The sequence below is a fragment of the Gammaproteobacteria bacterium (ex Lamellibrachia satsuma) genome, from assembly GCA_019623805.1.
In the GTDB taxonomy this organism is placed as follows: domain Bacteria; phylum Pseudomonadota; class Gammaproteobacteria; order Chromatiales; family Chromatiaceae; genus QGON01.
Genome location: CP053680.1, coordinates 3109377 through 3131420, shown reverse-complemented (window position 1 = coordinate 3131420; position 22044 = coordinate 3109377). Strand labels below are relative to the sequence as shown.

Annotated in this window: 17 protein-coding genes and 1 tRNA gene; 2 read left to right on the top strand and 16 right to left on the bottom strand. The window is 53.0% G+C overall.

What is annotated here, in order from left to right; genetic code table 11:
* Positions 1–107: 107 nt before the first annotated feature.
* The 11 genes from HPY30_13710 to rimP all read right to left on the bottom strand — a co-directional run bounded on the left by HPY30_13710 (position 108) and on the right by rimP (position 12443).
* Positions 108–794 carry a hypothetical protein gene (locus tag HPY30_13710; GenBank protein QYZ66950.1) on the bottom strand — a complete coding sequence of 229 codons (687 nt, stop codon included), beginning with the start codon at positions 792–794 and terminating at the stop codon, positions 108–110.
* A complete protein-coding gene (locus HPY30_13705; GenBank protein ID QYZ66949.1) occupies positions 791–1375 on the bottom strand; it encodes a sigma-70 family RNA polymerase sigma factor in 585 nt (194 codons plus the stop codon). The genes HPY30_13710 and HPY30_13705 overlap by 4 nt, the downstream gene beginning before the upstream one ends.
* Positions 1376–1604: 229 nt before the next feature.
* Positions 1605–3314, bottom strand: coding sequence for a beta-lactamase family protein (locus HPY30_13700; protein ID QYZ68046.1), 1710 nt, complete (start codon positions 3312–3314; stop codon positions 1605–1607).
* Positions 3315–3437: 123 nt separating this feature from the next.
* The gene (locus HPY30_13695) at positions 3438–3719 is read right to left on the bottom strand and encodes a hypothetical protein (protein QYZ66948.1); all 282 of its coding nucleotides are present in this window, start codon (positions 3717–3719) and stop codon (positions 3438–3440) included.
* Between the two features lie 148 nt (positions 3720–3867).
* Positions 3868–5955: a polyribonucleotide nucleotidyltransferase gene (gene pnp, locus HPY30_13690; protein ID QYZ66947.1), complete on the bottom strand. Its 2088-nt coding sequence runs from the start codon at positions 5953–5955 to the stop codon at positions 3868–3870.
* A 30-nt stretch (positions 5956–5985) separates the two neighbouring features.
* Positions 5986–6255, bottom strand: a complete 270-nt coding sequence (gene rpsO, locus HPY30_13685; GenBank protein ID QYZ66946.1) for a 30S ribosomal protein S15 — start codon at positions 6253–6255, stop codon at positions 5986–5988.
* A gap of 196 nt (positions 6256–6451) precedes the next feature.
* Entirely contained in the window at positions 6452–7375 is a 924-nt protein-coding gene (gene truB, locus HPY30_13680; protein QYZ66945.1) for a tRNA pseudouridine(55) synthase TruB, read from the bottom strand.
* 50 nt (positions 7376–7425) lie between these two features.
* Positions 7426–7791, bottom strand: a complete 366-nt coding sequence (gene rbfA / locus HPY30_13675; protein ID QYZ66944.1) for a 30S ribosome-binding factor RbfA — start codon at positions 7789–7791, stop codon at positions 7426–7428.
* Between the two features lie 3 nt (positions 7792–7794).
* Positions 7795–10386, bottom strand: coding sequence for a translation initiation factor IF-2 (gene infB, locus HPY30_13670; protein QYZ66943.1), 2592 nt, complete (start codon positions 10384–10386; stop codon positions 7795–7797).
* An 89-nt stretch (positions 10387–10475) separates the two neighbouring features.
* Positions 10476–11969, bottom strand: a complete 1494-nt coding sequence (gene nusA, locus HPY30_13665) for a transcription termination/antitermination protein NusA (GenBank protein ID QYZ66942.1) — start codon at positions 11967–11969, stop codon at positions 10476–10478.
* A 15-nt stretch (positions 11970–11984) separates the two neighbouring features.
* Entirely contained in the window at positions 11985–12443 is a 459-nt protein-coding gene (gene rimP, locus HPY30_13660; GenBank protein QYZ66941.1) for a ribosome maturation factor RimP, read from the bottom strand.
* Positions 12444–12905: 462 nt separating this feature from the next.
* Between rimP and HPY30_13655 the strand changes: the two genes are divergently transcribed.
* Positions 12906–13412, top strand: coding sequence for a prepilin-type N-terminal cleavage/methylation domain-containing protein (locus tag HPY30_13655; GenBank protein QYZ66940.1), 507 nt, complete (start codon positions 12906–12908; stop codon positions 13410–13412).
* A gap of 13 nt (positions 13413–13425) precedes the next feature.
* Positions 13426–16284 carry an EAL domain-containing protein gene (locus HPY30_13650; GenBank protein QYZ66939.1) on the top strand — a complete coding sequence of 953 codons (2859 nt, stop codon included), beginning with the start codon at positions 13426–13428 and terminating at the stop codon, positions 16282–16284.
* A 243-nt stretch (positions 16285–16527) separates the two neighbouring features.
* On the opposite strand, the gene HPY30_13645 is transcribed toward HPY30_13650, so the two are convergent.
* From HPY30_13645 to nuoK, 5 genes are all read right to left on the bottom strand, one after another.
* A tRNA-Met gene (locus HPY30_13645) sits at positions 16528–16604 on the bottom strand.
* Positions 16605–16667: 63 nt separating this feature from the next.
* Positions 16668–18122 carry an NADH-quinone oxidoreductase subunit NuoN gene (nuoN, locus tag HPY30_13640; protein QYZ66938.1) on the bottom strand — a complete coding sequence of 485 codons (1455 nt, stop codon included), beginning with the start codon at positions 18120–18122 and terminating at the stop codon, positions 16668–16670.
* 26 nt (positions 18123–18148) lie between these two features.
* On the bottom strand, positions 18149–19669 hold the full coding sequence (locus HPY30_13635; protein ID QYZ66937.1) for an NADH-quinone oxidoreductase subunit M: 1521 nt from the start codon (positions 19667–19669) through the stop codon (positions 18149–18151).
* Between the two features lie 18 nt (positions 19670–19687).
* Positions 19688–21676, bottom strand: coding sequence for an NADH-quinone oxidoreductase subunit L (gene nuoL, locus HPY30_13630; protein ID QYZ66936.1), 1989 nt, complete (start codon positions 21674–21676; stop codon positions 19688–19690).
* Between the two features lie 57 nt (positions 21677–21733).
* Positions 21734–22039, bottom strand: coding sequence for an NADH-quinone oxidoreductase subunit NuoK (gene nuoK / locus HPY30_13625; GenBank protein QYZ66935.1), 306 nt, complete (start codon positions 22037–22039; stop codon positions 21734–21736).
* Positions 22040–22044 lie beyond the last annotated feature (5 nt).

Here is a 22044-nt window from a genome sequence, read left to right as displayed (position 1 = left end):
GTCATTGCCGGTTCTGCATACCTGAATCGACTCCGGCCACTACTGCTCACCGTAAGAGAGTGTCGCAGAAACTCAATCCTTCATGACTCCTGCAATTTAGGTGGCAATCAAATGCTGGTCAAACCACCCTCAAAGACGAACTCTCCACTGGGTTTAGCCGCCGGCAGTTCCGCAACCGGCTCAATACTGATCTTGAAGCGACTGTCACTTCGCAGGGATACGGGTACATTCATCCGTTCCGCACCACGTTCAGGCAATATGCCCACCGACACCAACCGTCCATCGTTAGTCTCCATCCAGAGCTGACAGACCTTATCTTTTGGCACCCGGGTAGGCGCCACGGCTTTCACATGCAGTTGTCCGCCGGCACCGGCGGTGCCTATGATCCAGCCTGCCTGGGACTGATCGTTCATCACCACAAGCACCCGGTCCATCTCGATATCAGCGCGATCGATGCCGAAGAGGGTAAGCGTCAGCACCATCACCAGGCTGGCCATGACCAAACCCAGATTTCGCCAGAAACCAAGACTGTTCCAGATCCCCGCTTTCTCCCGCTGGGATGAAGGATCAAGGCGTTGTTCAATGTTGCGCCAGACATCAACAGGTGGCTTCACAGGCTCAATTGCCTCCAACATCGGAGCAAACCGCTGTTCCCAAGCCGACACCTCGGCCTGTAATGCAGTGTCCTCTTTCAGACGATGTTCAAAATCAGTCTGTCTCTCACCCTGCAGGGTGCCAAGCACATATTCACCCGCCAGATCTGGGGCTGGAGATTTTTGATTTTGTTGTGTCATGGTTCAAGACACCTCTTCAGTTGTTCAAGTCCACGACGTATCCATGTCTTGACCGTGCCAAGTGGCGTTCCCGTCTGACTCGCCAGTTCCTCATGGGTCAGCCCCTTGAAGTAGGCCAGGGCGATAACCTGGCGCTGCTGGCTCTTTATCTGTTCCAGACAATCGTTGAGACGACGCCCTTCATCACTCTGCTGCAACCGCTCCAGCGGCATCGTTTTGCTGTCCGATGCTTCGAGCAGCTTTTCCGGCTCCGCCATCTGCACTTCCCGACGCCGCCGACGCAGTAGATCCAGTGCCTGGTTGCGCGCAATGGTTGCCATCCAGGTAATCGGCGAGGCCAGGTAGGGACGATAGCTGCCTGCACTGTTCCAGATTTTGATATAGGCTTCCTGCAAACAGTCCTGCGCCCATTCATCTCTGATTAAGATACGCAGGATAACGCCATATAGTTTCGCCGAAGTCATCTCATACAGCTGGGCAAATGCCCTGCGGTCTTTCAGCGTACAGGCGGCAAGCAACGCTTTCAGCTGCTCGTTGCGCGCTGCATTCGCAATTTTCGGGTCGGTCTCCCCGGCTGCCATGTAAACTCCTTCAGAGACATTGCATTCAGATCTCCTGCAAGAGTAATGGTAGCCGCGAAAAGGAGCAAGAACCGGCCACTTATTTAGTGTCCACCCGGAAACAATGTTTTAACCACAAAGGACACGAAGAGCACGAAGGTAAAAGATTGATTAGGAATAAATATTCTTCGTGCGCTTCGTGGTTAGATATGGGTTTCCAGATAGACACTATTTAGTTTCCGGACGGAAACTATTTATCTTCGATCGGTTCACCCATATAGCCGGAGAACCTTATGCACTGCTTGCCGTCCACCTCCACGATGCGCACGGTTTCCCCCCGACCTCTACCCAGTCCCTCTATGACCGCCTCAGTGGAGGAGACGGGCTTCAGCGGCACACGAATAGAACTGTCGGAGAGGTGGGGTGCCCTATAATGGAGGCAGAGTACGCCGCTTTCAGTACTAAGCCGCAGATCCTCGATACTGAACGCACCATCAGGATTGATCGTGCGGTAACTGCCGGTGCGCTTTTTCCAGACCTCATCCCAGGGCTGGGATTCAATTCGGCTGCCAAGCACATACTCCTCGCCGTCCCGCTCCGCCACCAGCACCTCCAGATCATTGGTGGTGCGGGAACGGAAACGCATTTCACCCAGCACTCTGTAGGAGGGGGGCAGACTGGCCGCGCTCTCAGGTGTCAACCCGAGACTGCCGTCATCAAACCGCACCATATCCAGGACACGCTCGATGATGCAGGCGCAAAGGCGAGGATGTTCGGGATCCACCATCAGCAGCCCAAGATCGGTTGCATAACCGCCTGAAGGTGTATCGGGCAATGCAGCCATCATTTTCGGCGAGCGAATCGGCGCCGGTTCGTTACCCGTTCCGCGCACCTTTACCGCGAGCGCCAGAATCGTCGCTGCAAGTTTTCGGGTCGCCTTGTTGCTGCCCGCACCATTGGCAAGCACCACTACGCCAAGCTCATGATCCGGCAACATTGCCATCTCTGCGCCAAACAGCATTGTGCTGCCGCCATGACGTACCACACGCCCGAGCAGTTGATCATCCTCAATAAACCAGCCCAGCCCAGGCGAGTAACCCAACGCAATCTGACCCTTTGCCGTCTGCGAGGTCCACATTTCCAAGATCATTTCGGTATCGATATTGGGTATACGTCCAAGCAACAGGGACTGCATCAGGCGCCCAATATCTTTGGCGCTGCTGTAAAGCCCCAATGCCGGGGTGTCCCTCAGTGGAGGCTGTGGCCTGACCAGGCCATCCAGATGCCCGGCTGCTAACTTCTCACGCATTTCGAGCGTCACTTCATAGCCGCTACCCTGCATGTCCAGAGGCTGAAAAATATTCTGCTTCATATATTCAGCAAACGACATCCTGGATTTCTGCTCCACCAGATGGCCGAGCAGATCGTAACCGAGATTGGAATAGCTGTAGACGCTGTCCACCGCATAGGCGATGTACTCATCGTGCAACTGTGTAGTGACCTGCGTGAACGGCGTCGACGTATACATGCCTTTTCGCAGATCGCTGGGCAGGCCACTGCGATGACTCAGCAGTTGCCGTGGTGTGATGACGACCGCTTCAGCATCATGACTGCGAATGGAAAAACCGTCGAGCTGACGACTGATGGAATCATCAAGAGAGATACGTTGCTGTCCGCTCAGCTGCATAACGGCCAAGGCTGTCAGTGGCTTGCTCAAGGAGCCGACACGATAGATGGTTTCGGCCCCTGCCAGGGTGCCTTTCCGCATATCCGCCTTGCCGAAGCCTTCGAGCCAAAGGGGGCCGTTTCGATCTACCAACGCCACACTCAACCCCGGCAGCAGATCTTCATCCAGCATGCCCTGTATCAGCTTTTGCGCTTCGACCCGCACCGGTTCCATCTCATCCACAGGCAAGACGACATCGGATCGAAGTTCACTTTTTTGTGGTACGCAGGCCATCAGCAGCAGGCTGAACCCGCCAAGCAATAGGCGTGTTAGAGGATGATGGCGCATCTGCATCTTGTCGGTGGGTTGCAGAGCCTGTACGGGGCTGGATTTCCACCCCGTCAGGCCGTCAACTGTTTACCAGTCGATGCTGTGCCCCTGATCCAAAATGGTGCTGCCATAGGCCTCGTTGCTGCCCCTCTGACCCACATGCCGAGAGGTATTGACACCACCCAGACGGACATCACCGTAAGCTTCACCGATACCCGGCTGAACCGCTGTGGGCAGTGAAGTGGAGCCAGAGCTACCCACAAAGAGGTCAGGGTTACCATCATAACCATTGTATGCAAATTCTGAGCTCCCTCCTGCATAGAGATTGGCGGAAAGAAGCAGTGCGGCTGTAAATGCGATTTTTTTCATGACGAATTCCTCATCTGGTCAATTATGTCGTTTTGATAACGACTTTCAATAACCTATACGGAGGGCGTCAAAATTCAGATTCAAATTTTTTTGCAGGCACAAAAAAAGGGGCCGGAAGGCCCCTTTTTATCAGCTCAACGAAGCGTGATTACTCTTCGTTTACCGCCTTCATACTCAGGCGGATACGTCCCTGCTTATCCACTTCGAGGACCTTAACCTTGATGACATCGCCTTCAGACAGCTTATCGCTGACCTTCTCCACCCGCTCGTTGGAGATCTGGGAGATATGCACCAGACCATCCTTGCCGGGAAGAATGGTGACGAAGGCGCCAAAGTCCATCAGGCGGGCAACCTTGCCCTCGTAGATGGTACCGACTTCAACGTCAGCGGTGATCAGCTCGACACGCTTGCGGGCATCCTCGCCTGCCGCCTTGTCGACGGAGAAGATCTTGACCACTCCGTCATCGGTGATATCAACGGTGGCACCGGTCTCTTCGGTGATGGAGCGGATGGTAGCACCACCCTTGCCGATCACGTCACGGATCTTGTCCGGGTTGATACGCAGCTCGATGATACGTGGCGCATGCTCGGACATCTGCTCACGATGTGAGTTGATGACGCTGTTCATCTCACCCAGGATATGCATCCGACCCTCTTTGGCCTGCTCCAGGGCGATCTCCATGATCTCCTTGGTGATGCCGTCGATCTTGATGTCCATCTGCAGTGCGTTGATACCGCCACTGGTACCGGCCACCTTGAAGTCCATGTCGCCGAGATGATCCTCGTCGCCCATGATATCGGTGAGCACGGCAAATCTCTCATCTTCCTTGATCAAACCCATGGCAACACCGGCAACCGGCGCCTTGATCGGCACGCCGGCATCCATCAGCGACAAACTGGTACCGCAGACCGATGCCATGGAAGAGGAGCCGTTGGACTCAGTAATCTCCGAGACCACGCGGATGGCATAGGGAAAATCGGTGATGGTCGGCATGCAGGCCATCACGCCGCGTTTGGCCAGGCGACCATGGCCGATTTCACGCCGTTTCGGGCTACCTACACGACCTGTCTCACCTACGCAGAAAGGAGGGAAGTTGTAGTGCAGCATGAAGGGTTCGCGGTAGGAACCGTCGAGTGCATCAATGATCTGAGAATCACGCTCGGTGCCAAGGGTGGTCACCACCAGGGCCTGGGTCTCGCCACGGGTAAACAGGGCGGAACCGTGGGTGCGGGGCAACACGCCGGTACGCACACTGATGGGACGCACTGTAGTGGTATCGCGACCATCGATGCGAGGCTCGCCTTCGAGGATACGGCCACGCACGGTTGTCTTCTTCAGCTTCTCGATAACACCCTTGACTTCACCCTCGTCCCAGCGGGCGTCTTCTCCGCCGCAAAGTGCTGCAACGGCATCGGTAACCACCGCTTTGATGGCGGCGTAACGCTCCATTTTGTCAGCAACCTGGTAGGCATTGCCGATGCCATCGCCGGCAGCAGCCTCTACAGCAGCCACCAGATCGGCGTCCATTTCAGGAACTGCGTATTCAGCAGGGGTATTTCCAACCTCGGCAGCCAGTTCCTTGATCGCCTGGAGCGCAACCTGCTGCTGCTCGTGTCCGAAGAGCACTGCACCCAGCATAACCTCTTCAGACAGCTCACGGGCCTCGGATTCGACCATCAGTACCGCATGCTCGGTGCCGGAGACGATCAGATCCAGATCGGTAGCATCGTTCAAGCCGGTGCTGGGGGCATTCAGAATGTACTCGCCATCCTTGTATCCCACTCGGGCTGCGCTCACCGGGCCATTGAACGGCAGGCCGGAGATCGCCAACGCGGCGGAGGTGCCGATCAGGGAGGGTATCTCGGGATCAACCGCTGGATTCAGGGACATCACAGTGATGATCACCTGCACCTCGGTAGTGTATCCCTTGGGGAACAGCGGGCGGATCGGACGATCGATCAGTCGTGATGTGAGGATCTCTTTCTCGCTGGGGCGCCCCTCACGCCGGAAAAAACCGCCGGGGATAGTACCGGCTGCATAGGTCTTCTCCTGATAGTCCACGGTGAGTGGAAAGAAGTCCCGGCCGGGATCGTTTCGTCCGGCAACAACGGTAACCTGGACAACGGTATCGTCCATGTTGACCATGACGGCTCCGTCGGCCTGGCGGGCAATCTCGCCAGTCTCGATGGTGACCTTATTGTCGCCCCACTGAAATTCTTTTTTGATCAGAGTCACTGTCTCTTCCTCAGTGCAGATAAGAACGGATTAACGGCGTAGGCCAAGGCGGGAGATCAGATCGCGATAGCGCTCCGCATCCTTGCTCTTAAGGTAGTCAAGCAGCTTACGGCGGGAGTTGACCATGCGTACCAGACCCTGGCGGGAGTGGTGATCCTGCTTGTGTTGCTTGAAGTGTTCGGTGAGATAGGTGATACGGGAGGTCAGCAGGGCTACCTGCACCTCTGGGGAACCGGTATCACCGGGGCCACGCTTATACTCTTCCACGATGGCTTTTTTATCTTCTGCGCTCATTGTCATGACGTTGTACTCCTATGGGTTACGTCTCTAATAAATATGGCCATTTTTAAGATCTCCTCCGACAATGAGTTCAGGGGAGTCCGGCCGTCTCAATAAATCTGTACCGAAGCGCTCAATTGGCACTCCAGTGAACCGCGAATTATGCGCGGATTGTGTCTGAATCGCAATTAAATCAGTGACCTGATGGGTGGTGTTCTCAGTGATTCGTCTGCAGCAGTCGTTTGGGCGCCACGCGACCATCGTCCAGGATCTGTCCAACACCGAGAAAATCCACCTCATTGGCATAGAGGCGAACCCAGCCGCTGGTGGGCGCCTTGGGCACCAGCACCGGCTGCCCCTGTTTCAGATAGAAGGCGGCATCCGGTGTGAGGTTGATCTCCGGCCAATCGGAGAGTGCGCTCTCCAGCGGCAGCAGCAGCGCATCCATCTCCGCAAACCGGCGCGCCTCGAAATCCTCTTTTACCTGCTCCAGGGTCACCATCGACTGATCGTCAAATGGACCCACACCGGTGCGGCGCAAACCGCTGACATAAGCGCCACATCCCAACTTGGCACCGATATCCTCAGCCAAGGTGCGCACATAGGTACCTTTCGAGCAGTGCACGTCCATCTCGAATTCCGGCAGACCAAAACTGAGCAGATTCAGGGCGTGAATATGAATGGTGCGGGGTTCGCGCTCTACTTCTATGCCCTGCCGTGCCAGTTTGTAGAGCCTTTCACCCTTGTGCTTGATGGCTGAGTACATGGGCGGCAACTGCTGCTGCTCCCCAAAAAACTCCTGCAGCACTTCCAACAGAGCCGCTTCCGTGACGCCGTCGGTGCTGGCGGTTTCCAAGATTTCGCCCTCGGCATCCCCCGTGGTGGTGGTCTCGCCAAGCTTGACCTTCACCCGGTAATGCTTGTCCGCATCCAGCAGAAAGGCCGACATCTTGGTTGCCTCACCGAAACAGATCGGCAGCAGTCCGGTCGCCAGCGGGTCCAGACTACCGGTATGACCGGCCTTGGCGGCCTTGAAGAGAAACTTGATCTCCTGCAAGGCCTTGTTGGAGGTAATACCCTCCGGCTTATCAAACAGCAATACCCCACTGATATTGCGTCCTCTGTTTCGACGACGTCCCATCTTCTGCTCTAGGTAGTTTTTTCTGAATGAGTTTCCAGCGATTGCCGGGCTTATGAATCCGAATGATTATCGGCGACCGCCTGATCGATCAGGCAAGCCAGATGTTGACCCCGCTCAACCGACTCGTCAAAGACGAAATGCAGTTTGGGCACGGTACGTAACTTGCTCTGCTGCCCCAGCAGAAAGCGCAGGTGTCCTGCCGCCTGATTCAGCCGCTTTGCACACTCACTGACAGGGAGATTCGTACCCATCAGGGTAAAGAAGACCTTGGCCTGGGAGAGATCCCGCACTACTCGAACCTCCTGGATTGTAACCATGCCCAACCCAGGGTCCTTCATCTCCTCACGGACGAGGTCCGCCAGATCCCGCTGCAGCTGGGAGCCGATACGATCGGTGCGCTTGAAATCCTGCGCCATTGTCTACTCGACAATCCGCGCTATTTCAGTACGCTCGAATACCTCGATCTGATCGCCGGTCTGCACGTCATTGTAGTTCCTCACGCCGACACCACACTCCGTACCAGCCTTGACCTCAGGCACGTCATCCTTGAACCGGCGCAGTGACTCCAGCGCCCCTTCATAGATGACCACATTGTCGCGTAGCACACGAATCGGGCTGTTCCGTCTGACGGTTCCTTCGGTGACCATGCAGCCTGCAATCGCCCCGATCTTGGAGTTACGGAAAACATCACGCACCTCGGCCAGACCGATAATCTCTTCGCGAATTTCAGGGGAGAGCATGCCGGAGATCGCTTTTTTCACATCATCGATGACTTCATAGATGATGCCGTAGTAACGCATATCGAGACCCTGCTCTTCGACGATACGCCGCGCGCCCGCATCGGCGCGTACATTGAAGCCGAATATAATCGCATTGGAGGTAACCGCAAGGTTTGCATCAGATTCGCTGATCCCCCCTACGCCCGCAGCCACGATAGCCACCTTCACCTCATCGGTGGAGATCTTCAACAGCGACTCTCTCAGCGCCTCCACGCTTCCCTGCACATCAGCCTTGACGATGATGTTGAGATTCTGCACCTCACCCTGCCCCATCTGGCTGAACATCTCATCCAGTTTGGTGGCCTTCTGCGCGGCAAAGCGGTTGTCCCGTTGCTTGTCGACACGCAGACTGGCAATCTCGCGAGCGCGCCGCTCATCCGCGACCGCCCGTACATCGTCACCTGCATCGGGTGTACCGGAAAGCCCCAACACCACCACGGGTATGGAGGGACCGGCACTTCTCACTGACTTGCCATTTTCATCGAACATGGCACGAACACGGCCATACTCCTTGCCGGAGACAATGATGTCTCCTTTATTCAGAAGACCGGAGCGCACCAGCACAGTGGCAACGGGGCCACGTCCCTTATCCAGCGAAGATTCCACAATGGAGCCGACAGCCGGTCCCTCTGCGACGGCAGTAAGCTCCAACACCTCGGACTGCAGCAGGATGGCGTCAAGCAGATCATCGATGCCTTCGCCACTCTTGGCGGAGACCTGGGCGAACATGGTATCGCCGCCCCAGTCTTCCGGAATAACCTCTTCCTGGGCTAACTCCTGGATCACTCGATCCGGATTCGCTTCCGGCTTATCGATCTTGTTCACCGCCACGATCAGTGGCACTTTAGCAGCCCTGGCGTGCTGGATTGCCTCCCTGGTCTGGGGCATGACGCCATCATCGGCGGCGACCACGAGGATGACGATATCGGTTACCTTCGCTCCGCGGGCGCGCATCGCAGTAAATGCGGCATGGCCGGGGGTATCCAGAAACGAAATGGTACCTTTGTCTGTGTCGACGTGATAAGCACCAATATGCTGGGTGATGCCACCCGCCTCACCATCCGCCACTTTACTGACCCTGATGTAGTCGAGCAGCGAAGTCTTACCATGGTCGACGTGACCCATGATGGTAACTACCGGCGGACGTGCAATCTGTTCACCTTCCGCTTGCGCGGCGTCCTCTGAGCTAAGCAAATCCGCCTCTACGTCCTCATCCCGTTGCATGACCGGTGTATGTCCCATCTCTTCCACGATCAGCGTCGATGTATCCCGATCCAACGGCTGATTGATGGTGACCATCATGCCCATCTTCATCAGCACCTTGATCACTTCGGCGGCTTTCACCGACATCTGCTGCGCCAGCTCGGCCACGGAGATGCTCTCGGGTATTTTCACCTCATGCACCACTGGCGTGGTAGGCTTTTGGAACCCGTGTTCCGTATCAACCGCAGGCGTTCCCCGACGACGGGACGGCTTTTTCTTGCGACGCCCACGACCCTCTTTTGAAACATGCAACTCTTTGCGGCCGTAGCGGGACGAGCCACCTTTTGAATCTTTCTGCTCCTTGCCCTTGCTCTCCTTGTTGCCCTTTTTGCCCCGAGCTGCTTCCTGCTGTTTCGTTTCCTGCTCCTTCTTGACCCGGGCCTCTTCAGCCTGACGGGCCGCCTCACTCGCCTCTTCAGCCTGTCGCTTGGCCTCTTCCTCAGCCTTCAGGCGCGCCTCTTCTTCAGCTTTGCGGACTTCAGCCTGCTCCTCTTCACGCTTTTTCGCTTCCGCAGCCTTACGCGCTTCCACTTCAGCCTCAGCAACCGCCTGCTGCTTTGATTGCTCTTCCAACGCCAGGCGGGCGGCTTCAGCCTCCTGCTGCGTAGTGTCATCACCAGCGACTGTGCTGCGCTTCACGTAGGTACGCTTCTTCCGCACCTCGACACTGACGGTTTTGCTCGGCGTACTGGTTGCGCGATTGAGTGGATTGCGGCGGGTTGCACCCGGCTGACGCAACTCGCTGACCGTCTTGCGGCGCAGCGTCACCTTATTGGGCGCACTGGCGGATATTTTGGCCTTTTTGCCATGACTCTGTCGCAGATGGTTGAGCAGTTTACTCTTCTCATCATCCGAAATTTTGTCGTCGGGGCCTTTTGCCTGGATCCCGGCTTCAGCCAACTGTCCCAGCAACTGCTCGGAGGGAATGCCAACAACCTTGGCAAGCTGTTCTACCGTTACTTCACTCATTTGTTCAGGCCTCTCGACTTTGCCTTAACCATCATATTGCCACGCACTTGAATCATCACTATCCAACGGAGGTCTTCCGCCGGCACACCCTATTCCGTTTCTTCGAACCAGGGCGCACGCGCGGTCATGATCAACTTACCTGCCCGCTCTTCGTCCATGCCCTCAATCTCCATGAGCTCATCGATGGACTGTTCCGCCAGATCCTCCATGCACACCACGCCTCTGGCGGCAAGTGTATAGGCCAGATCCTTATCCACGCCTTCCATACCCAGCAGGTCTTCTGCAGGCTCTTTAAAACTCTCTTCGCTCGCGATCGCTTTGGTAAGCAGCATATCCTTGGCGCGATTTCTCAGCTCTTCGATCAAGTCGTCATCAAACTCTTCGATGGCCATCATCTCCTCGATGGGCACGTAGGCCACCTCTTCGATAGAGGTAAAACCCTCCTGCACCAGAATGACAGCAACATCCTCGTCCACATCGAGCTGTTCCATAAAGGTATCGATGAAGACCCGGGACTCGGATTCACTCTTCTCCTGCGCTTCAGCCTCGTCCATGACATTGAGTTCCCAACCGGTCAGATGGCTTGCAAGGCGTACGTTCTGACCGCCTCTGCCTATTGCCTGGGAGAGGTTCTCTTCGTTCACTGAGACATCCATCGAGTGCGCATCCTCGTCAACCACGATGGAGACAACTTCTGCCGGAGACATGGCATTGATCACAAACTGGGCCGGATTATCGTTCCAGAGAATGATATCGACACGCTCGCCGTTCAGTTCATTGGAAACCGCCTGCACCCGCGATCCGCGCATGCCGACACAGGCACCAACCGGATCAATGCGATTATCCAACGCCTTGACGGCAATCTTCGCCCGCAGACCCGCATCCCGTGCGGCACCTCGAATATCGATCAAACCTTCGCCGACCTCCGGGACTTCCAGCTTGAACAGCTCGATCAATAACTCAGGCATAGCACGGCTGACGAAAAGCTGGGGGCCGCGTGGCTCGGAGCGGATCTCGTATAGGTAGCCACGCAGACGGTCACCAACCCGAACCGACTCCTTGGGAATCATGTGTTCGCGGCCGATGAACGCCTCAGCATTGCCGCCCAGATCAAAAAACACGTTACCTCGATCAACGCGCTTGACCACACCGGTGACCAGTTCGCCTTCACGCCCCTGATAGGCTGCGACAACCTTGGCGCGCTCAGCTTCCCGGACCTTCTGTACGATTACCTGTTTGGCTGCTTGAGCTGCAATGCGTCCGAACTCAATGGAATCGATAGGCTCCTCCACGAAGTCGCCAGATTCGATATCCGCTTGATCCACTCTTGCCACATCGAGCAAAACCTGGCGCAACGCAGCATCCGGCTCATCTTCGGCATAAGTTTCAACCACTTCCCATCGACGGAAGGTATCGTAGTCGCCGGTTTCGCGATCAATCGCAACCCGCACCAGGACATCGTCACCATTCTTCTTTCTTGTAGCCGAAGCCAAAGCAGCCTCGATTGCCTCAAAGATGATCCCTTTTTCCACACCTTTTTCGTTGGAAACGGCATCAACAACCAGCAGAATCTCTTTACTCATCTGTTGTTTCCCAATTCAGAATTCCGGAATCAACCGCGCCGAATCAATCTCATCCAGAGGAATGTGATAACACGTTCCCTCATCAATGATGAGAACCTCGTTTTTCTCCACTCCACCCAGTTCCCCGGTGAAACGGTGTCTACCCTCAATCTTGCTGCGCGTCTTCAACCGCGCCTTTTGTCCTTTGAAGCGCTCAAAGTCAGCCTCATGGAACAACGGCCTGTCCAGCCCCGGCGAGGAGACCTCAAGGCTGTAATGCTCTTTGATCGGATCTTCCACGTCCAGCACACCACTTACCTGGTGACTCACCCGGGAACAATCATCCACATTTATGCCATCGGCATGATCAATATAGATCCGTAACAGCAATCCACCCGTACCCCGGCTGGTCAATTCGACACCGACCAGCTCATAACCAAGCAAGTCAACCTCTTGGCGCACCAGTTTTGTCAAATTCTCAGGGGCAGAACGCATTTTCCTCACCGCATAAAAAATGGGCCTATGGCCCACTCCAAAAATCCGACTTTTCCTTACATATCGGTCAGTTACGATCTCGATACCGGGTCAGGGCCACCCCGTTGCCGTTTAGCTGCAACGCTGGACGCCGGAAACAAAAAAACCCCGGTTACCGGGGCTTTCTTATAGTTCAGGAAAGCAGCCTGTGCATCGTACCGAAAACACAGCCCATATCACGCAAACCCGCTGAATAGCCCGGCATTGTAGGGCAATGATTCTTCCATTGCAAGCCACCTCAAGGCCCTTTCCCCTAAGGCTCCTTTATCCCGACATTTGCGCGTACAGAAACACGGGAAGCAACCATTCTATTATTTTAGTTCTCTAATTGTTTTTTTCAAACCTATTACTATGCGCAGCATAGATATAAACTTCAGTGACATTATAAATACTTAAAATATCAACAACTCCAATTAATACCAGATGAAAAAACCACTGGATCAATCTATATCACCATCAAGCAGCTATAAGAGAAAACTCCATAAACTTGGGATAACGCTGATCGAGCTTCTCATTGCAATTGCAATTTTTGCACTTATCACGGCTATCACCATACCCATGCTGGAGGGATTCAAGGAAGAGTCTGGATACGCCATAGCGATAAGAGATATAAAACTCCTCGACCATAGTGCACGAGTTTTCTTCCTATCAGAGAGCAGATACCCACAAACTCTGGAAGAGATAGAAAACGACATTGAGTTGGATCCGTGGGGAAACCCCTACCAATATCTCAACATTGCCGACGGTGGAAACAGAATCAGGGGAAGAGTACGCAAAGACAGGAATCTTGTACCACTGAACACTGACTTTGATATCTATAGCATGGGGCCAGACGGAGAAAGCCGCCCTCCTCTAACTGCGCGCCACAGTTGGGATGACATTGTAAGGGCAAGTAATGGAAGCTTCATTGGAGTAGCATCCGATTATTAAAGAGCATTCCTGAATGGAATTAAAACGACACTATTTCCAAAGCCGGGTTGCGAGAAGATTCTTTCTCTCATTCATGCTTTCAGCACTACTTCCTCTGGCATTATTTTTTCTGCTCTCTTCATTTTATGTTGTCGATCTACTCGACTCCATAGACTCAAAAAGAATCGAGGAAACATCCAAAGGAACAGGTATGGCAATAACACGCCATCTACGCCTGCTCGAGGAAGAACTCAAACTTTTTTCAAACTCCCTCCTGGAAAAAATAGATAACGTCCATAACGGAAATTTAATTCCGGTAACCGATGAACTGACCACAACTGTTGGAGCAATTTTCTCTACGAATCTTGTACCAAGCAAGTACTACAGATATGGGACCACTGATATAGAACTTCCCCGCCTCACGGTGGAGCAACAGCATTCTCTTGCCAAGGGGCGCTCCACGATACGCTTTGGGCACCCTGAGGAACAAAGACCCTATTTTTTTATTCTGAGAGCAATAGATCCTGAACGACTGAATTTGGGCCTGATCTGGGCAATTATTGACATTGAAATAATTAGAACCATTGGAGAGGAACAAGCAGTGGGGCCGGTTTTCTGTGTTGCGGATGAATCACTTAATCCACTATTTTGTTCTTCACAAGAACAGCTGCCCCTGATCTCATCCCTCTCAAATGACTTAAGCATCGACAACCGGAGCACTGTGTCCAGAAACTATATCGATGAGGAATTTCTTATTGGATACTGGAAGTTATTCCTTCCCTCTCTTTTTGAATCAGACCCATGGATTGTAGTGGTTGGATACCCCAGAGATTACTGGCGAGAGGGAGTCGTCGGATTTCTGTATTTGGTTATTCCTGTTGTGATTTTAGCCGGCTTGTTGGTAGCAATATCGACAATGAGGCAAGTCCGCAGCAGGCTCGCCCCTTTGGACATCTTACGTGATGCAACCGGGAAAATTTCCACCGGTGCTTTTGACCGTCGAGTACAGTTAAGCAGCGGCGACGAATTTGAGGAACTTGCAAACGACTTCAACCACATGGCCGAAAAACTGGGTGCGCAATTCAATAATCTTAACGCGTTGATCGAACTAGACAAAGCAATACTGTCGTCCCTTGATATCAACCTGATAATTGAGACAGTAGTACACCGACTTAATGATATTGCCCACTTCTCCAGCCCAGGATTCCTGCTGATCGAACGTTTCAGGAAAAACAAAGGTACGCTCTTCCATCTTCACGGCAAGGAGAGTCTGATAGAAGAGACTTCCATCAACCTCAATGAGGAATTTATTGAGAAAATCAATAAACCAACGAACCCAATGAACTGGTTCGAGGAAAATCCCAACTTCCTTTTCTCACCCTGCCCACCTGACACCGCCAATAATCATGCCTGCATTGTTCCGGTTCTCACTCAACAACGGTTAACCGGCTTCTTTATCTTTTTCAATGCACCCTGCTCAAACGCATCCCAGGAAGCCTCTGAAAGACTGCTTGAATATGCGAACCATGTCGCAATTGCCATCGGCAACGCCCAATGGGAAGAGGATCTATACCATCAGGCGCACTACGATCCGCTCACTGGATTACCCAACCGGGCTCTTCTATATGACCGGCTGGACCAGGCAACTCGATTAGCGCGACGTAACAACAACCATGTCGCAGTCTGCTTCCTGGATATCGACCTGTTTAAGAATGTTAATGACTCCTTTGGGCACAATATCGGGGACCTTTATCTGATTGAACTGGGGAAGAGGCTTTCTTCATCTATTCGTCAGACTGATACGATTGTGCGATTTGCGGGTGACGAGTTTGTGATACTCATGCCTGAAATCCCACCACACAAGACAGTCCCTTCAGTATTATCCGTGGTTGAAAAAATCCAAAACGCTCTAAAAGAGGATTTTGTAACAAGTAGTTTTTCCATCACTCCAAGCCTTAGCATTGGAATCGCTATCTTCCCAAAAGATGCAGAAGATACCGACTCCTTACTTAAATGTGCCGATACCGCCATGTATCACGCAAAAGAAAATAAACGCGGCGAATACCAATTCTACTCTCATGAAATGAACCGCGTGATGATCGAAAGACTGATAATTGGACAAGAACTGCAAATAGCGATCAGAGATGATCAATTTTATCTGACATTTCAGCCTCAAGTAGATGCCCTAAATGGAAAAATTACCGGCGCTGAAGCTTTGATTCGCTGGAGACATCCAGAAAAAGGGATAATTTCGCCTGAGGAATTTATACCTATTGCTGAAGACAGCGGCCTTATCAATGATATTGGTGACTGGATAATAAACAGGGCATGTATCGTTACAAAACAGATGATCGATGAAAACAAGAGCCAACCTTTCCGGATGAGCATCAATATTTCAGCAAAGCAATTCGAACAAGGAGATGCACTCATACAAAAATTAAACAATGCTATTAAACAATCAGGACTGGATCATAAGCACATCGAAATCGAAGTCACTGAAGGCATCCTGATGAAGGATTTAAAGAAAACAATCGAAATATTAAATAACATCAGAAAAACCGGCGTAACTGTCGCTGTTGATGATTTCGGAACAGGTTACTCTTCATTAAATTATTTAAGGAAATTACCCATAGATGTTCTGAAAATCGATAAGAGTTTTACTCAGGAGATGCAGACTCACAGCACATCAGCCGCAATTGTTTCGATGATCATACAGATAGCGCATTTACTGAAACTACGCGTCATCGCAGAAGGCGTTGAAACCAATCATCAGCGCAATGCACTTTTGGAGGAAGGCTGCACGCATCATCAAGGTTACTATTATGGAAAACCCATGAATCTCGCTAATCTCAGAAAATTATTGATTCAAGACCCTGACACTTCACCGAATTAAACTGACAGTCATGAAAAACATGCGGAGAAACATTTCTGAATCGGCAAGTGCTGCCAAAGCAAAACAGCCTGCTGTTGTCACAGACCGCCACCATTCTCTATAATCGTTGCTCCACGAAGTCCCTGCGACTTCTCCATAACCCTATCGCTGAAATCCTTTGCATTTCCCAGTATAGGCTGAAAAACCGGTTATCGAAATTCAAGGCAAAAAAAACCCGAAGTGTAAACACTTCGGGTTTGATATTGGTAGCGGGGGCCGGATTTGAACCAACGACCTTCGGGTTATGAGCCCGACGAGCTACCAGACTGCTCCACCCCGCATCAGCGAGGCGCAATATTAACGCCTCCAGTCATACTTGGCAAGTCCTAATGTGACACTATTTTTCAGCCAGCAAAAGCCGCAGTGCAGATAGACAACAACCCGGCAGGAAACATGCCCAACGCCAGCACGGAAAGGCCATTCAGAGATAAAACAATCCGTGTGTCCATGCCTGCAGTCAAAGGACTTTCATCAAGCGGTTTATCAAAATACATCAGCTTAATTATGCGTATGTAGTAGAAGGCGCCGATTATGGAGAAGAAAACGCCTACCAGGGCCACCCAGGTCAAATCGACGCTAACGACGGCATCGAGTACAAACAGTTTTGCAAAGAAGCCCACAGTCGGCGGCACACCCGCCATGGAGAACATCAAAAGCAACATCATGGCGGCAAACCAAGGACTACGATGACTCAGTCCTTTATAGTCGTCGAGACTCTCTGCCTCAAAACCCTTACGGCTCATGGCGATGACCATGCCAAATCCGCCCAGTGACATGATTGCATACACCAGGGTATAGAACATTGCTGCGGTATAGCCTTCCTGGGTACCCGCGAGTATGCCCAGCAGAATAAAGCCCACATGAGATATAGTGGAATATGCGAGCATGCGCTTGATATTGGCCTGCGCAATCGCGATCAGATTGCCCACACCCATGGAGAGTATTGCCAGGATAATCAACATACCCTGCCAACCTTCCCAGCCGCCTGGCATCTGCAGCTCGCCCAATCCATCTTTCAGGAGGCGAACTGCCAGTGCAAACGCTGCAATTTTTGGTGCACTGCCGAGAAACAGGGTAACAGCGGTGGGTGCACCATGGTAGACATCCGGCACCCACATATGGAAGGGGACCGCGCCAAACTTGAACGCCAAGCCAACAACCACAAAAACAAGACCGAACACCAGGACCATATTGTTCAGATCGGGACTGGCAAGCGCAGTACTCAATTCATCGAAACGAATGGTTCCGGTAGCGCCGTAGATCATTGAGATGCCATAGAGCAGCATGCCGGAGGCAAGGGCACCCAGGATGAAATACTTCATGGCGGCTTCCGCGCCCTGCTTCGAATCCCGGTTGAAGGCAACCAGGGCATAGAGAGAGAGCGCCAGCAGTTCCAGCCCCAGATAGATCACCAGAAAACTATTGGCGGAGACCATGATGCTCATGCCAAGCACGGCAAACAGCCCAAGGGTGTAGAACTCTCCTTTGAACAGTCCCCTGTCCTTCAGATAATCCTTGGCATAGAGAAAGGCGACGAAGCTGACCAGGTAGATCGCAACCTTCAACACATCGCTCATGGCATCGCGTACGTAGCTGCCGTCAAACACCACCTGCGCGTCCGGCTGTACCACTGCCAGGGTGACCACAGCGGCAAAAATCAGGCCGATCTGAGTAATCCCGTAAGTAATAATGCGCTGTTCATCTTTCAAAAAAAGATCGACCACCAGCACGATACACGCCAGGGTAAGGACGAAAATCTCCGGCAGAACCGGGATCAATATTGACGAGTCAAAATGCATTGAACGCTACCGAGTAAGTTGCCTGTTCAGAGCTTCGAGATGGAAACATGCTGCAGCAGATTGGCAATACTGGCATCCATCACCTCAACCAAGGGTGCGGGCCAGAGACCAAGGACCATGACGGCCGCTGCAAGCGTCCCCAGCACGATGAGTTCCCGAGAATTCATATCTTCCAGCGCTGCAACATTGTCATTCGACACATCACCAAACAGCACCCGCTTGATCATCCAGAGAGTATAGGCCGCACCAATAATCAGTGTCGTTGCCGCCAGGAACGCATACCAGAAATCGGCGCGAAAACTGGCCAGGATCACCATAAATTCCCCGACGAAGCCGGATGTGCCGGGCAGACCCGCATTGGCCATGGCAAAAAAGACCATGAATGCTGCAAATACCGGCATGGTGTGCACCACGCCACCATAGTCGTCGATCTGGCGACTGTGCATCCGGTCATAGAGCACACCGACGCAAAGGAACATGGCGGCAGAGATAAAGCCGTGAGAGACCATCTGCACCATACCGCCTTCCACGCCCAGCAGGGCGCCACTTCCCGTCCCTGATCCTGACTCACCCATGATGATGAAGACGATGAAAAAACCGAGGGTGACAAAACCCATGTGTGCAATCGATGAATAGGCTATCAGCTTTTTCATATCCTGCTGAGCCAACGCCACAAAGCCGATGTAGACGACTGCGATCAAAGACATGCTGATGATCAGCCAGTCGAGACTGTGACTTGCATCCGGCGTAATCGGCAAACTGAAGCGAAGAAAACCGTAACCGCCGATCTTCAGCATGATCGCAGCCAGGATGACAGAACCGCCGGTAGGCGCTTCAACGTGGGCGTCCGGCAACCAGGTATGCACCGGCCACATGGGAACCTTTACCGCAAACGCCATCAGGAAAGCGATAAAGATCAGGATCTGTTCCGTCAGGGTTAACTTCAGCTCATGGAACCCGAGGATATCGAAACTCCCGGACTGGAAGAACATGTAGATCAGCGCGACCAGCATGAAGACCGATCCGAAGAAAGTATAGAGGAAGAACTTGATGGTCGCATAGACCCGGTTGGGACCACCCCAAACGCCGATGATAATGAACATCGGGATCAGCATCGCCTCCCAGAAGACATAGAAGAGCATGGCATCCAGGGCTGAAAATACGCCAACCATGACACCTTCCATAATGAGAAAGGCCGCCATGTATTGAGAGGGTCTGTATTTGATCACTTCCCAGCCGGCGATGATTACCAACGGCGTGATAAAGGTGGTCAAAATAATCAGCGGCATGGAGATGCCGTCAACACCCAGGTAGTACTCGATCTTGAACTGGGAGATCCAGGAGGCCCGTTCGACAAACTGCATCGCCGCAGTGCCGCTGTCAAAGCCAAACCAAAGCGGCAGGCTCGAAGCAAAGGTAAGGGCAGCAACAATGAGCGCTGTCCAGCGGGTCGCATTGGGCTCCCTGTCACCACTGGCGAGCACCATTATCCCGCCGATAATCGGAAGCCAAATAGTCAGGCTGAGGATGGGCCAATCGGCAATCATGCTATACGTCCTTCCTTCTTAGGCAACCACAAACCAGGTCAGCATCAAGAGCAGACCCAGAATCATCGCAATGGCGTAGTGATAGAGGTAACCGGTCTGCACATGGCGAACAATACCCGCCAGCCAACCGACAGTACGTGCAGAGCCGTTCACAGCCAGCCCATCGATCAGGCCACGGTCGCCCACCATCCAGAGTATTTTGCCCAGCCCACGGCTCCCGCCGGCAAACAGCAGTTGATAGGCTTCGTCGAACCAGTATTTCTTGTCAAGCATGCTGTAGACAGGGCTTGCCATCGACTTGATCCTGTCGGCAACCGATGGATTTTTCATGTAGATATACCAGGCCACGGCGAGACCACCCATAGCCAGATAGAACGGCAGCCCCATCATGCCGTGTAGGATAAAACCTGCCGCACCATGAAAATGTTCGCCCATTTGTGCCAGTGCAGCATGTTCAGGCAGCACGAAGAGCACACCGTCGAACCAGTCACCGAAGAGCATGGGCCCGATGGTCAGGTAACCCAAAAAGATCGAGGGTATCGCCAACAGAATCAGCGGGATGGTAACTACCTTGGGTGTTTCGTGAATATGCGCCTTGGCATGTTCATCACGTGGACCTTCGCCATGAAAAACCAGGAAGAACATTCGAAAACTGTAGAGAGCGGTAACAAAAACACCCGCGACAACCAGCACATAGGCGTAGCTGGAGCCAACAATATCGGAGTGGTGCACTGCCTCGATGATCGCATCCTTGGAGAAGAAGCCGGAGAAACCCGGAAAGCCGATCAGGGCCAGTGAACCGATCAGGGAGGTCCAGTAGGTGATGGGCATATACTTCCTGATACCGCCCATTTTGCGAATATCCTGATTATGGTGCATACCGATGATGACGGAACCCGCTGCCAGGAAGAGCAGCGCCTTAAAAAAGGCATGGGTCATCAGATGGAAGATGCCTGCTGCGTAGGCAGAAGCACCCAATGCAACCATCATGTAGCCGAGCTGGGAGAGCGTGGAGTAGGCTACGACGCGTTTGATGTCGTTCTGCACGATACCGATAAGGCCGGTAAATAACGCGGTAGTCGCACCGATTATCAGTACAAAACTCAATGCAGTCTCGGAGAATTCGTAGAGCGGCGACATTCTCGCCACCATGAAGATACCGGCGGTGACCATGGTTGCGGCATGGATGAGCGCAGAGATCGGCGTCGGACCTTCCATCGAGTCGGGCAGCCAGACATGCAGCGGCACCTGCGCCGATTTACCCATCGCGCCGATGAACAGCAGGATGCAGATGACCGTCATCAACGACCAGCTGCTATCCCCCCAGATGGTGATCTGAGTATCAGCCAACGCGGGGGCCTTGGCGAAAACCTCGGCGTAATCGATGCTGCCGAAATACATCGCTACAGCCGCAATACCCAGGATGAAACCGAAATCACCCACCCGGTTGACCAGAAAGGCCTTGAGGTTGGCGAACACCGCTGTGGGACGAACCGACCAGAAGCCGATCAGCAGGTAGGAGACCAGCCCCACCGCCTCCCAACCGAAGAAGAGCTGCATGAAGTTGTTGGCCATCACCAGCATCAACATGGAGAAGGTAAACAGGGAGATATAACTGAAGAAACGCTGGTAGCTGTTGACGCCGGCCAGACTGTTACTCGGCCAGTTCTCTTCATCGTGCGCCATGTATCCAATGGTATAGATGTGCACGCAGAAGGAGACGAAAGTCACCACGCTGATCATCACTGCCGTCAGCTGGTCAACCAGAAATCCGACTTCCATGGTCAGGCCGTCGCTCACCATCCAGGTGTAGATGGAACCATTAAAGACCTGCTCACCGTCGAACATAAAGCGCTTGAGCACAAACAGCGAGAGCAGTGCAGAGAGACCGACACCGCCGCTGGTCACCCAGTGCGCCCCCTTACGGCCTATGCGGCTGCCGAAGAAGCCGGCAACAATAGCGCCCAAGAGCGGAGCCAACACTATGACGAGGTAGAGTTTTTCCATGATCGTCGTTCTTTATAATTAATTCGCAGTAATGGACCTTAACAGCCAGCCGGGGCTTTAACCCTTCAGGCTACCCAGATCTTCAACATTGATCGAGCGGCGGCTGCGGAACAGCACCACCAGAATCGCCAGACCGATTGCCGCTTCTGCCGCCGCAACCGTCATGATAAAAAAGACAAAGACCTGCCCAGTCGTATCCCCGAGAAAATGTGAAAAGGCAATAAAATTCATATTGACCGCAAGCAACATCAACTCAACGCACATCATAAGTACGATGAGGTTTTTACGGTTGATAAAGATGCCGGCGATGCTCAACGAAAACAGGATCGCGCCAAGTATGAGGTAATCTGAAAGTGCAATCATAATCC